Annotated in this window: 11 protein-coding genes; 3 read left to right on the top strand and 8 right to left on the bottom strand. The window is 67.6% G+C overall.

The features are described 5' to 3' along the window. Window positions 1-28: 28 nt before the first annotated feature. Together ACFTZB_RS34290 and ACFTZB_RS34285 are read left to right on the top strand one after the other, a co-directional pair. On the top strand, window positions 29-1,417 hold the full coding sequence (locus ACFTZB_RS34290; RefSeq protein WP_378438568.1) for an NAD(P)/FAD-dependent oxidoreductase: 1,389 nt from the start codon (window positions 29-31) through the stop codon (window positions 1,415-1,417). Further along, a complete protein-coding gene (locus tag ACFTZB_RS34285) occupies window positions 1,414-2,397 on the top strand; it encodes an ROK family protein (protein ID WP_378438566.1) in 984 nt (327 codons plus the stop codon). The genes ACFTZB_RS34290 and ACFTZB_RS34285 overlap by 4 nt, the downstream gene beginning before the upstream one ends. A 141-nt stretch (window positions 2,398-2,538) precedes the next feature. On the opposite strand, the gene ACFTZB_RS34280 is transcribed toward ACFTZB_RS34285, so the two are convergent. Further along, a complete protein-coding gene (locus ACFTZB_RS34280; protein WP_378438564.1) occupies window positions 2,539-4,005 on the bottom strand; it encodes a sugar porter family MFS transporter in 1,467 nt (488 codons plus the stop codon). Between the two features lie 236 nt (window positions 4,006-4,241). Between ACFTZB_RS34280 and ACFTZB_RS34275 the strand changes: the two genes are divergently transcribed. Continuing rightward, on the top strand, window positions 4,242-5,294 hold the full coding sequence (locus ACFTZB_RS34275; protein ID WP_378438562.1) for a LacI family DNA-binding transcriptional regulator: 1,053 nt from the start codon (window positions 4,242-4,244) through the stop codon (window positions 5,292-5,294). A 6-nt stretch (window positions 5,295-5,300) separates the two neighbouring features. Here ACFTZB_RS34275 and ACFTZB_RS34270 read toward each other — a convergent pair whose 3' ends face one another. The 7 genes from ACFTZB_RS34270 to ACFTZB_RS34240 form a co-directional block, all read right to left on the bottom strand. Continuing rightward, the gene (locus ACFTZB_RS34270; RefSeq protein WP_378438560.1) at window positions 5,301-6,488 is read right to left on the bottom strand and encodes a phytanoyl-CoA dioxygenase family protein; all 1,188 of its coding nucleotides are present in this window, start codon (window positions 6,486-6,488) and stop codon (window positions 5,301-5,303) included. Window positions 6,489-6,568: 80 nt separating this feature from the next. Continuing rightward, a complete protein-coding gene (locus ACFTZB_RS34265; protein ID WP_378438558.1) occupies window positions 6,569-7,345 on the bottom strand; it encodes a M23 family metallopeptidase in 777 nt (258 codons plus the stop codon). A gap of 285 nt (window positions 7,346-7,630) precedes the next feature. Continuing rightward, window positions 7,631-9,565 carry a bifunctional sugar phosphate isomerase/epimerase/4-hydroxyphenylpyruvate dioxygenase family protein gene (locus ACFTZB_RS34260; protein ID WP_378438556.1) on the bottom strand — a complete coding sequence of 645 codons (1,935 nt, stop codon included), beginning with the start codon at window positions 9,563-9,565 and terminating at the stop codon, window positions 7,631-7,633. A 7-nt stretch (window positions 9,566-9,572) separates the two neighbouring features. Next, on the bottom strand, window positions 9,573-10,013 hold the full coding sequence (gene aroQ, locus ACFTZB_RS34255) for a type II 3-dehydroquinate dehydratase (RefSeq protein WP_378438554.1): 441 nt from the start codon (window positions 10,011-10,013) through the stop codon (window positions 9,573-9,575). 68 nt (window positions 10,014-10,081) lie between these two features. Then, window positions 10,082-11,362, bottom strand: a complete 1,281-nt coding sequence (gene clpX / locus ACFTZB_RS34250; RefSeq protein ID WP_005248181.1) for an ATP-dependent Clp protease ATP-binding subunit ClpX — start codon at window positions 11,360-11,362, stop codon at window positions 10,082-10,084. 240 nt (window positions 11,363-11,602) lie between these two features. After that, a complete protein-coding gene (locus tag ACFTZB_RS34245; protein WP_012688316.1) occupies window positions 11,603-12,265 on the bottom strand; it encodes an ATP-dependent Clp protease proteolytic subunit in 663 nt (220 codons plus the stop codon). Between the two features lie 48 nt (window positions 12,266-12,313). Further along, complete coding sequence (locus tag ACFTZB_RS34240) at window positions 12,314-12,901, bottom strand: ATP-dependent Clp protease proteolytic subunit (protein WP_011594411.1); 588 nt, start codon at window positions 12,899-12,901, stop codon at window positions 12,314-12,316. Window positions 12,902-13,023 lie beyond the last annotated feature (122 nt).

Below are 13,023 nucleotides of genomic sequence, written 5' to 3'. Positions count from 1 at the left end.
CGGCGTCCGTTCGATCGAAAGGAACTTCATGAGCGACACCTCTCTCGCCCGCCGTCATCGGGTCGTGGTCATCGGATCGGGATTCGGCGGCCTCTTCGCCACCAAGGCCTTGAAACGGACGGACGTCGATGTCACTCTGATCGATCGCACGACGCATCACCTGTTCCAGCCGCTGCTGTACCAGGTGGCGACGGGAATCCTGTCGGAAGGCGAGATCGCGCCCGCCACCCGGCTCGTCCTCGAGGACCAGCAGAACGCGTCCGTCCTCATCGGCGGAGTGGAGAAGATCGACGTCGCCGACCGGACCGTCACGTCCACCCACCGGGGCCGCACCACCGTCACCGAGTACGACAGCCTCGTCGTCTCGGCGGGCGCCCGCCAATCCTATTTCGGCAACGACCATTTCGCCGAGCACGCACCCGGAATGAAGACGATCGACGACGCCCTCGAGCTGCGGGGCCGCATTCTGGGCGCCTTCGAAAGCGCCGAGGTGAGCACCGATCCCGCCGAGCGGGCGCGCCTGCTGACGTTCGTCGTGGTCGGCGCCGGGCCCACCGGAGTCGAAATGGCCGGTGAGATCGCCCAGCTCGCGCACCGCACGCTGGCCGGCGCGTACCGCACCATCGATCCCCGTGACGCGCGCATCATCCTGCTCGACGCGGCGCCGACGGTGCTCCCGCCGTTCGACGACAAGCTGCGCCGGGCGGCCGCGGACACGTTGGAGAATCTCGGGGTCGAGATCCAGTTGGGCGCGATGGTGACCGACGTCGACGACGACGGACTCACCGTCCGCGACCAGGACGGAGCCGAGCGGCGGATCGACGCGGCCTGCAAGATCTGGTCTGCAGGCGTCGCCGCCAGCCCGTTGGGCCGGCAACTCGCCGAACAGACCGGCGCCGGCACCGACCGCGCGGGCCGGGTCCTCGTCGAACCCGACCTCACCCTGCCCGGCCACAGCAACGTCTTCGTCGTCGGGGACATGATGAACCGGGACGGTCTGCCCGGCGTCGCGCAGGTCGCGATCCAGGGCGGCCGCTACGCCGCCCAGCTGATCGCCGCCGAGGTGCGGGCCCACCGGAAAGGTCGCGACACGCCCGCACGCGCCCCCTTCCGGTACACGGACAAGGGCAGCATGGCGATGATCTCCCGCTTCCACGCGGTCGCGAAGGTCGGCCGCCTCCAACTGACCGGGCTGCTCGCCTGGCTGCTGTGGCTCCTGATCCACCTGGTCTACATCGTCGGGTTCAAAAGCCGGCTGGCGACCGCCCTGTCCTGGACGTGGTCGTTCCTGGGCCGGACCCGGGGACACCTCGCCGTCACGGAACAACAGGTGGTCGCCCGGACGGCGATCAGCCGGCTCGATGCCTGGGAGGACTCCCGGGCGGCACCCGAGGCGGCGACGGCCTCGGCACGGTGAGTACCGTCGCCTCCGTGCCTGTCTCCGCTCTCACCGTCGGCATCGACGTCGGTGGTACCAGTATCCGTGCCTGCGTGGTCGACGACACCGGCGAGGTGCTCGACTCCGTCCAGGCGCCCACACCACAATCGGCGAAGGCCCTCGAGGACGCGCTCGACCGTGCCGTCCGCGAACTCGCGGGGCGGCACCCGGTGTCCGCCGTCGGTCTCGCCGTGGCCGGTTTCATCACCCCCGACCTCACCACCGTGCGGTTCGCGCCGCACCTGCCGTGGAAGAACGTGCCGGTCGCCAACGACCTCAGCGAGCGGCTCGGACTCCCGGTGGTCCTCGAGCACGACGCGAACGCGGCGGCGTGGGCGGAGCACCGGTTCGGGGCCGCCGCCGGCGGTCGCAATGTGGTGATGGTCGCGATCGGCACCGGCATCGGTGCGGCCCTGCTCATCGACGGGACGCTGTACCGCGGGAGCCACGGTGTCGCTCCCGAACTCGGCCACCTGCAGGTGGTTCCGGGCGGCAGACCCTGCGCCTGCGGCAAGCGGGGCTGCTGGGAACGGTATTGCAGCGGAACAGCACTCGTGGACACGGCCATCGAACTTCTCGCCGCCGACCCCACGAGTTCGACGATCCTCGCACGCGAGGTGGCGAGCGATCCGGGATCACTCACCGGCCGCCGGATCGCGAGCGCCGCGCGGGACGGCGACCCGCTCGCCATCCGCACGATGGAGGAGTTCGCACGGTGGCTGGGAGTCGGACTCGCTATGGTCGGTGACGTCTACGACCCCGACCTCGTCGTCATCGCCGGCGGTGTCAGCGGTTCGGCTCCGCTGTTCCTCGACCACGCGCGGGACGTCTACGCCTCTCTCGCAACCGGTTCCGGACACCGGCCCCTCGCCCGCATCCGCGAAACACAACTCGGCGAATCGGCACAGCGCATCGGGGCCGCCACCCTCGCGAGGCGCTCCGCGCCCGTGCGTGCTTGAGGAGTCCCCGGACTCGTCGGGCGCGCACGAGCGCGGCAGCGTGGGAGTGGGCGCCCGACGATACTCACGACCAGCCACCCACACACCGCAACGCACCGGTACCACCTGCAGGGGGTGGTACCGGTGCGTGAGAACCGTCGATCAGTGAGTCGCGACGGCGGCGGCGTTTCCCGCAGCCGATGTGGCGGGGGTGCCCGCGCCGAGCCGGTCCTCCAACTCTTCGAGGCTGCGGCCCTTGGTTTCCGGGACGAAGCGGTACACGAAGTACACCGATATCAGGTTCACGAGGACGAACAGGCCGAACGTTCCGGTGGATCCGAGAACCGAGTTGAGGATCGGGAAGACGAACGAGATGAACGCGTTGGTCGTCCAGAGCACGAATACCGCGATGCCCATCGCGAACCCGCGGATGGCCATCGGGAAGATCTCCGACAGCAGCAACCACACGCAGGTGCCGATGAAGCACTGGACGAACGCGACGAACACCATCATCGCGGCGAGGATGATGTAGCTGCGGCCGGTGGACGACGGCAGCAGGAACACCAGCGACAGCGCGGCCTGCGAAGACGCCACACCGATGAAACCGGTGAGCAGCATCTTGCGGCGATTCACGAAGCCCAGCAAAACGATTCCGAGGATCGTCATGACCACGGAGGTGACACCGACCGCGATGGTGGCCACCAGGGACGCGCTGACACCCAGACCGCTCTGCTCGAGGATCGTCGGCGCGTAATAGTTGACCGTGTTGATGCCCGTCGCCTGCTGCACGATGGCAAGACCGCAGCCGATCCAGAGGATCCGGCGCATCCAGGGGTAGTCACGCAGATAGTGGACGGCGCCGCTGGTCTTCGACTTCCGGTCACGGGCGGCGTGGAAGCTGATGCTGGCGTACTCGTCGGCGGCCTCGGACTCGCTGCGGCTCATTTCGAGGGTCCTGCGGGTCTCGGCGAGGCGGCCCTTCGACGCGTACCAGCGCGGTGAATCCGGGAGCACCAGCATGCCGAGCAGCAGGAGAACCGCCGGCACCGACGCGATGGCCAGCATGTACCGCCACACCGTCGGATCCTCGATCAGGTGATCGAGCAGGGCGTTGATCGAGAAGGCGAGCATCTGACCGGTGACGATCATCAGTTCGTTGATGGTGACCATCCGGCCGCGCCGCTCCACCGGGGCCATCTCGGCCAGGTACAGCGGGCAGGTGACGGCGGCGGCGCCCACACCGAGACCGAGGACGATCCTGGCCAGCACCATGATTTCCACGTTGGGGGCCATCGCACACCCGAGGGCGCCGACGAGGAACAGGCCCGCGCAGACGAGCAGCGTGCGCTTGCGGCCGAGGGCGTCGGACAACCGGCCGCCCAGCAGCGCGCCGACGGCGGCGCCGGGGAAGAGCAGTGAACTCACGACGGTGGCTTCGCCGACCGCACTGAGGTTCAACTCGTCCTTCATGTACAGCAGCGCACCGGAGATCACGCCGGTGTCGTAGCCGAACAGCAGGCCTCCGAGCGTGGAGATGACGGTGAGCTTGGTCAGGAAGCGTTTGTGACTGCGCTCGTTGCGCGCAGCGCCGCCGCTTCCGCGTGCACTGGCAGCCTTGGTGGTCAACATCAGGTGTGGCCTTTCTGGGAATGCTCACGCATCACGACACGGAAGATCGGTTCACGTGTGTCGATATCGCCCGGGACGCGCTCGGCTCGATGCAGCCAAGAGGCGTCCTGTCCTGGACTGAAGCGCTTCACTAACGCGCTTCAGTTGTCTACTATGAGGTGAATCACAGAAGGTGTCAAGGGCTGGGGTCGCGATCCGTGAGAATGTCCCTGACGACGCAACCGAGGGAGATCGAGATGCTCGACGACCGAGCCACCGCGCAGGCGGGCGCCGAGCGGGTGCCTGCCGGCCTTCACCGCCGTCCCACGATGGCCGACGTCGCGACGCGGGCCGGTGTGTCGCGGACCCTGGTGTCACTGATCTTCAGCAACAAACCGGGCGCGTCCGACGAGACCCGGGACCGCGTCCTGCAGGCCGCGGACGAACTCGGTTACCGGCTCGACCGGGCCGCCCGGATGCTCGCCCGCGGCCGCAGCCGCACCCTCGGCGTGCTCATGGACGTCCACCAGACCTTCCAGGCCGACCTGATCGGAACCATCTACGCGGAGGCCGAAGCCGCCGGATACGAGGTCCTGCTCTCCGCGAGCGCACCCACCCGGGACGAACACAAAGCGATCGAGGCGCTCCTCAGCCACCGGTGCGAGGGTCTGATCCTGCTCGGCCCCCTCTCCGAGGTGGACTATCTGCGTACGCTCGCGGACCGGGCCGTGGTCACCGTCGTCGGCCGCACACTCCCCCACACCGCCGTCGACACCGTGCGGACCGCCGACGCCAAAGGTATCCGCCAGTCCGTGGACCACCTGGTGGAACTCGGCCATCGCGAGATCGCACACGTCGACGGCGGCGCGGACCCCGGCTCACCCGAGCGGCGTCGCGCGTATCTCGCGGCGATGCGCAGGCACGGCCTCTCCGAGTACGTTCGCGTCATTCCCGGTCAGCACACCGAGGAGGCGGGCGTCGCCGCCGCGAACACCCTGCTGGCCGAGGACCGCCTGCCCACCGCCGTGCTCGCCGGCAACGACCGCTGCGCGATCGGTCTCATGGACGTGTTCACCCGTGCCCACGTGGACGTGCCGGGCGACGTCTCGATCGTCGGGTACGACGACAGCCACCTGTCACAGCTGTCGCGGATCGACCTCACCACCGTGCGGCAGGACACGGAGAGCCTGGCACGGCACGCCGTGCAGTTCGCCGTCGGCCGACTCGAGGACGAGGACCTCGCCCCGCAGGATTTCGTGATCGACCCCCACCTGATGGTGCGCGGCACGACCGGTCCGGCCCGGCCGTAGCCGCGCTCACGGTTGCCGGCGCGCCGTCTGCGCGGCGAGGCGCTCCGCGAGCACCGCCGGATCGACGCTGTCCCGCAGCGCTTCCCACATCGTGTCCACCTGGGTGGCCGGCGCGAGACTGTGCACCGGCTGATCGTGGTCGAGGTTGGTGGGGAACGGGTAGCACTCGGCGGTCGCGACGACGGCATTGCGGAGAGCCCGCTCGCCCGCCCCCGCACTCTGCCGGGCCAACAGCACCGGATACACGGCGTTCGCCATGGCCTCACGGTCCAGCACTTCCATTGCCCGGCCGAACGGCGACGAGATCTGCAGCAGATTGGCCGTCCGCCGGATCGACTCCGAACGGTTGTGGCCCGCCCCGTGATAGAGCGCCGGGTTGAAGAACACCGCGTCGCCCTTGCGAAGCGGCAACTGGACGTGACTGTCGCGGAAGAACTCGACGAATTCCGGCCGCGAGAACGCCAGGTAGCCCGCCTCGAACAGCTGCGAGTACGGCAGGTACAGAGTGGGTCCGCTCTCGACCGGCATGTCGCAGTGCGCCACCGCACCCTGCAACGTCAGCGCCGCCGACATCCGGTGCAGGTGCGCCGGATACTCGGGCAGCTCGTGCGCAGGCACGATGCCGAGGTGGTAGTCCCGATGCGGAACCTGCGCGGCGCCACCGGGATTGACCACGTTGACCTGCGACGTCACCTGGTACAGCGGCCCCAGCCAGCTCTGGCAGATCAGCGCGAGAATGTCGTTGGCGTAATAGTCGGCGAATACGTCCGGGGCACCGAGAGCCAGCTTCTGCGCGGCGTTCCAGATGCGGTCGTTGGCGCCCGCCTTGCCGAAGTGGTCACCCACCACATCACCGGACGCACGCTGCTGCGCGATGAGGAGGTCGAACTGTTCGGTGGCACGATCCACCACGGCAGGGTCGCCGAAAGCGTTCTGGAACAACACGATTCCGGGACCGTCGGTGAGCGCGCGCACGAGTTCGGTCTGCACGGCACGGCGGGACTGAGCGTCGCCCAGGTGGGGACTCAGCGATTCGTTGCGGTACACCAGGACGTTCTGTTCGACGGAGTGGGCGAACGGGTAGTCGCTCAGATTCGTCGAGTGGTCCACGGAGGCGCGGAACGCGTCGAGGTCGCAGTCCGAGTGGTGGATCCACTCACGCCGGCCGGTCGGCGGAGGAGAAGTGAGGGTCATGGGGACAGTCTTGCGGTGATGCGACCGGCAAACAACACCAGAAACCCATCATTTTCACCTCAGTAGCCACCGACGCGTCGCTAGCTTCCCTGCCCTCCGGGGACGGGGACACCGCGCGAATTGAGCCAGCCCGCCGGATCGATCTTGGTTCCGTTCGCCGTCCACACCTCGTAGTGCAGGTGCGGTCCGGTCGACTGCCCCCGGTTGCCCATGGTGGCGATCTGGTCGCCCGCCCGGACCGACTGCCCGACCGAGACCAGCGAGCTGTCGATGTGGCCGTACACGCCGATGGTGCCGTCGTCCTGTTGCAGGCGGATCCACTGCCCGAAGCCCGACGCCGGACCGCTCTCGATCACGGTGCCGTTGGTGACGGCCTTGATCGGGGTGCCGATGGAGTTCGCGATATCGATGCCGTTGTGGTTGGTACCCCACCGCTGACCGAAGCCCGACGTGAACGTGCCGTCGGCCGGGAACAGGACCGCGGGTCGGCGAGCCGCTTCCTCGGCCGCAGCCTGACGTGCGGCCTGTTCGGCCGCCTCCCGGGCCAGGCGCTCGGTCTCGGCCTGCTGAGCCACCAGCCGCTCGACCTCACGTTGGGCGGCGCGCTGGATCTGCTCGGTGTGGTCGGTGAGTTCCGGGCGTTCGACCTGCAGGAACTGCGGCGGCGGCGTGAGCGACACACCCGCCTCGGTGGATGCGTGCGCGACCTCCCCGGTGGCGGCGGAGGCGATGGCGCCGGACACGAGCAGCGCAGCGGCGGCCAGCGAGGTCGCCACCACGTGGCGACGGGCGGACTTCGCAGAACGGGAGCGCCGGGCGTGCCGGGCCTGCGGGACGGTGTTCGGGTGTAGAGCCAAAACCACATTCCTCTGTCGAGTGCATGACCGATAACGAAACGGTCACGGTTTCGACACAGGTTAGTACGTATCTGCCAGAAACCCACGTGTCGCATTGACGCTTGTGCCGACCGTCGCGTTCTCCGGCCGGAATTTCCGACCCCATCAGTCACATGCACCCCGGGAGGGTGCTTCGGCGTCAGTGGTCACTCTCCAGATGTGTTCGACGTCACCACGGCCGAGGCTCGACGAATGACGACGGCGCCCGTGATCGTGACCACGGGCGCCGTTCTCTGTCGGGTCGGCTCAGCCGGCCGCCCGCAACTGGGCCGCCAGACGCATCGCGGAGTTCGCGTCCCCGTACCCCTCGTACCCTCCGACGCGTTGCACCACCTCGAAGAACAGGTCGGCGCCCACCGTCTGGGTGAACAGGTGGAAGAACTCGCCGTGGGCGTCGGCGTCGTACATGATGCCGGAACCGCTCATGCGGTCGAGGAGTTCGCGGGAGAGTCCGAACCGGGCCTCGAGGTCGTCGTAGTAGTTCGGCGAGATGACGAGCGGCTCGAACCCGTTCGACTGCATGGTCGCCGCGGCGGTGAAGATGTCCGTGCACGCGAACGCGACGTGGCTGATCCCACCGCGCCGGGCCGCGGCGATGTGGGAGTTCCCCGACACCGCACCCGGAACCATGTTGAGCGAGATGCGCAGCGGACGGTCGACGCCGTCGGCGCCCGTCTGATCCATCGTCAGCGCCTGACTGCGCATCATCCCGACCGCGTCCGTGACGTCGAGGCCCTCGTGCGGCGCCATCGCGAACACCGAGCGAAGCAGCAGCATGATGCCGTCCCAGTTGTCCGACGGCACGGCGAGCGCCACGTGATCGACCCCGGTGAACACCGGCACCTCGTCCTGCCAGCGCGACTCCGTCGGATACAGGTCGAACGCCGACTGCCACGAGGCCGCACTACCCGGACCGCGCAGATCCAGCGACGTCGCGTCGGTGATCTTGAGACGCACCACATCGGACTCGGGGGCGGTGTCCACACCGGGCAGCAGGACCTCGTGCACCGGGACCTCGAGCGCCGCGGCGCGCTCCCCCCACGCGTCGGGATCGCTCGACCGGATGCCGATCTGGGTGAGCACCGGAAGGTGCGCAGGCAGGCCCGGCGCCGTCCACACCGTGCCCGCGGTGGCGTCGACCACGATGGTCATCCGGCCGTGCCGCCACAACTGGAGGTCGTGACTGCGGTGCCGGCCGACCAGCCGGAATCCGATGTGCTGCAACGCCTGCCGGAGATCGGAATCCTTTCCGGGGCCGGCGGCGAGCCGGAGGGACACGATGCCTTCGAGGGGTGCGCGCGGCGGCGGCTCGAACAGCGCCAGCCCCCGCCCGGTGTCCTCACCGTGCTCGGCCTGCACCCGGGCGACCTCCTCCTGGAGGTACAGCAGCGAGCGGTGCGCGTCGGCGGCGGTACGACCCGTCGACGACTGCCGGAACGTGTCGTTGAAGATCTCCAGCGACCACGGCCCGGTGTATCCGGCCGCCTGAACGTGGGCACCGAACGTGGCGAGATCGAAGTTCCCCTGCCCCGGGAAGTTCCGGTGGTGCCGGCTCCACTGCAGGATGTCCATCGACATCCGGGGCGCATCGGCGAGTTGCAGGAAGAAGATCTTCTCCCCCGGGATGTCACGGATGCCGGACGGGTCGTCGCCGCGGGAGAGGATGTGGAAGCTGTCGAGGCAGGTGCCGAGGGCAGGATGGTCGGCGTCCTGCACGATCTTCCACGCGTGCCGGTACGTATTGACATGCGTGCCCCAGGCGAGCGCCTCGTAGGCGATGCGGAGCCCCCGGCCGCGTGCGCGCTCGGCGAGGGTGTGGAGCTGCTCGGTCAGGCGGGCGTCGTCGCGCACCGCCTCGGGCAGCGGCGACGAGCAGACCAGCAGGGTGTCGCAGCCGAGCTGCTCCATGATGTCGAACTTGCGCTCGGCCCGGACCAGGTTGCGCGCGAACGTCGCGTCGTCGGCCGAATCCAGATCGCGGAACGGCTGATACAGATCGAGGGTGAGGCCGAGATCCGCTGCGCGGGAGGCCAACTCACGCGGCGACCACGGCGAGCTCACGAAATCGGGTTCGAACACCTCGAATCCGTCGAACCCGGCCGCCGCGATCGCGGTGACCTTCTCCTCCAGCGATCCACTCAGCGACACCGTGGCAACGCTCGTACGAACCTGTCGTCCCATGGCGCGATCAGCCCTTGTTGCAGATGAAGTCGACGGCCAGCGCATAGCCGAGGATGCCGAGCCCGGCGATCACGCCGGTCGCAACCCCGGACACGTACGAGTGGTGCCGGAACTCCTCGCGGGCGTGCACGTTGCTGATGTGCACCTCGACGAGGGGCACCTCGAGCGTCACCAGGGCGTCGCGCAGCGCCACCGACGTGTGCGTGAAACCACCGGGGTTGATCACGACGCCCGACGCCGTGGTGCGGGCCTCGTGCACCCAGTCGATCAGGTGGCCCTCGTGGTTGGACTGCCGCGCGACGATCTCACGTCCGGCCTTCGCGGCGGCGGCGCGGCACAACTCCACGACGTCGTCGAGTGTCTCCCGCCCGTACACCTCGGGCTGCCGTTGCCCCAGCAGGTTCAGGTTGGGGCCGTTGAGAACAAAGATCGGTCCGGGAGCGGTCATCGCGCGCATTACCTCCATTTGTACGAACTAGTGAGTTAGTTCGTACTCAGGATACCGCGCGCCCCCGTCTAGGCGGACTTGTCCCGGCGTTCTCCCCGCTCCGGCTTGCGCGGGACGATGGTCGGGAGCACGTTGTCGTTGACCGTCTCCGCGCTGACCACGACCTTCTCGACGTCGTCCCGGCTCGGGATGTCGTACATGACCGGAAGCAGGACTTCCTCCATGATCGCGCGCAGACCACGAGCACCGGTGCCGCGGAGGATCGCCTGGTCGGCGATGGCCTCGAGCGCGTCCGTGGTGAACTCCAACTCCACGCCGTCCATGTCGAACAACCGGTTGTACTGCTTGACCAGTGCGTTCTTCGGCTCCGACAGGATCTGGACAAGCGATTCCTTGTCGAGGTTGGTCACCGACGCCACGACAGGGAGACGGCCGATGAACTCGGGGATGAGCCCGAACTTGATCAGGTCTTCCGGCATGACCTCCGCGAAGTGGTCCTGCGTGTCGATCTCCGCCTTCGACCGCACCTCGGCACCGAAACCGATGCCGCGCTTGCCCACGCGATCGGACACGATCCGCTCCAGACCCGCGAATGCGCCGGCCACGATGAAGAGCACGTTCGTCGTGTCGATCTGGATGAACTCCTGATGCGGGTGCTTGCGACCCCCCTGCGGCGGCACGCTGGCCTGCGTTCCCTCGAGGATCTTCAGCAGAGCCTGCTGCACACCCTCACCGGACACGTCCCGCGTGATGGACGGGTTCTCGCTCTTGCGGGCGATCTTGTCGACCTCGTCGATGTAGATGATGCCGGTCTCGGCGCGCTTGACGTCGTAGTCCGCGGCCTGGATCAGTTTGAGGAGGATGTTCTCGACGTCCTCACCCACGTAGCCGGCCTCGGTGAGTGCTGTCGCATCGGCGATTGCGAACGGAACGTTCAGCATCTTCGCCAGCGTCTGGGCCAGATACGTCTTGCCGCAGCCCGTCGGTCCGAGCATGAGGATGTTGGACTTCGCCAGCTCGACCGTCTCGCCGCGCGCATCACGGCCCTTGTCGCCGGCCTGGATGCGCTTGTAGTGGTTGTAGACAGCGACGGCGAGAGTTCGCTTGGCGGCATCCTGGCCGATCACGTAGTTCTCGAGGAAGTCCCGGATCTCGGCCGGCTTCGGCAGCTCGTCGAGCTTCACCTCGCTGGACTCGGCCAGCTCCTCTTCGATGATCTCGTTGCACAGGTCGATGCACTCGTCGCAGATGTACACCCCAGGCCCAGCAATGAGCTTCTTGACCTGCTTCTGGCTCTTACCGCAGAAAGAGCACTTGAGCAGATCCCCGCCGTCACCGATGCGTGCCATCTCGTCAGGTCCCTACTTCCTTCGTCTACGTGCAACCATCGAACCGATCCCACGCCCTGCGCGCATCGACCGAAAACGAAAGCCCGTTATGTGACCGTACCCGCAGATCGCGAGCGAGGTCGACTGGTTGTCGGTGATTCGCGCACCGATCTTCGGGGAAAGCCAGCCTTGCCGATCCCGCACCCGGCTCGCGGCAACCACGCCGTCACGGCGTGTCGCCCGAGCCGGGGCGGCAGGAAATCACTTCTGGGCGCTGAGTTTGCGGTACTCGAGCACGTCGTCGATGATTCCGTAGTCCTTGGCCTCGGCGGCCGTGAGGATCTTGTCGCGATCGGTGTCCTTGCGGATCACGTCGGCGTCCTTGCCGGTGTGCTTCGCGAGGGTGGTCTCCATCAGGCGGCGCATCCGCTCGATCTCGGCGGCCTGGATCTCCAGGTCGGAGACCTGGCCCTGGATGCCCCCGGTGGCCGGCTGGTGGATGAGGACCCGAGCGTTCGGCAGGGCCAGACGCTTGCCGGGGGTGCCCGCCGCGAGCAGCACCGCGGCAGCCGATGCCGCCTGACCGAGGCACACCGTGGTGATGTCGGCGCGCACGTACTGCATCGTGTCGTAGATCGCCATCAGCGAGGTGAACGAGCCACCCGGCGAGTTGATGTACATGGTGATGTCGCGGTCGGGGTCCAGCGACTCGAGAACGAGCAGCTGAGCCATCACGTCGTTGGCCGACGCGTCGTCCACCTGCACGCCGAGGAAGATGATGCGCTCCTCGAACAGCTTGTTGTACGGGTTGGACTCCTTCACGCCGTAGCTCGAGTGCTCGATGAACGACGGCAGGATGTAACGCGACTGGGGGCCTGCGGGCGCCTGGCCTCCCAGGCTGCGGGGATCGAACAGGTTGGTCATCAGTTCTCCAAAGGATGTGTGGGAGCGGTCAGTGAGGATGCCGGGCTGCTACTGCCCGGTCCCGCCCGCCTGCGCCGCGCGGGAGACGACGTGGTCGACGAAACCGTATTCGAGAGCCTGCTGTGCGGTGAACCAGCGGTCGCGATCCGAATCGGCGGTGATCTGCTCGACCGTCTGACCGGTGTGCTCGGCGATCAGCTCGGCCATTTCGCGCTTGGTGTGCGCGAACTGCTCGGCCATGATCGCGATGTCACTGGCGGTACCACCGATTCCGGCGGACGGCTGGTGCATCATGATCCGCGCGTGCGGGAGGGCGTACCGCTTGCCCTTGGCCCCGGCGGAGAGCAGGAACTGGCCCATCGACGCGGCCAGACCCATTCCGAATGTCGCGACATCGCACTCGGCGAACTGCATCGTGTCGAAGATCGCCATGCCAGCGCTGACCGATCCGCCGGGCGAGTTGATGTAGAGGGAGATGTCCCGGCTGGGATCTTCTGCCGACAGCAGCAGGATCTGGGCGCACAGCTTGTTCGCGATGTCGTCGTCGACCTGGGTACCGAGGAAGATGATGCGCTCGCGCAGCAGGCGCTCGTACACCGAGTCGCTGAGGTTCAACCCAGCGGTGGCTGAAGTCATGGCGGGACTCTGCAAAGTCTCCAGGTGATTGGAAGTCACGGTACCTGCCTTCTCCGTAAATCGTTGATTGCTGACACAGACACTAACGAAGGAGGGCGGCACCGGAGTCCCGGTGCCGCCCT

Origin of the sequence: Rhodococcus sp. NPDC057014, from assembly GCF_042673295.1 — a bacterium.
In the GTDB taxonomy this organism is placed as follows: domain Bacteria; phylum Actinomycetota; class Actinomycetes; order Mycobacteriales; family Mycobacteriaceae; genus Rhodococcus_F.
The sequence above is the reverse complement of the archived record's forward strand: the minus strand, read 5'-3'. Positions and strand labels throughout refer to the sequence as shown.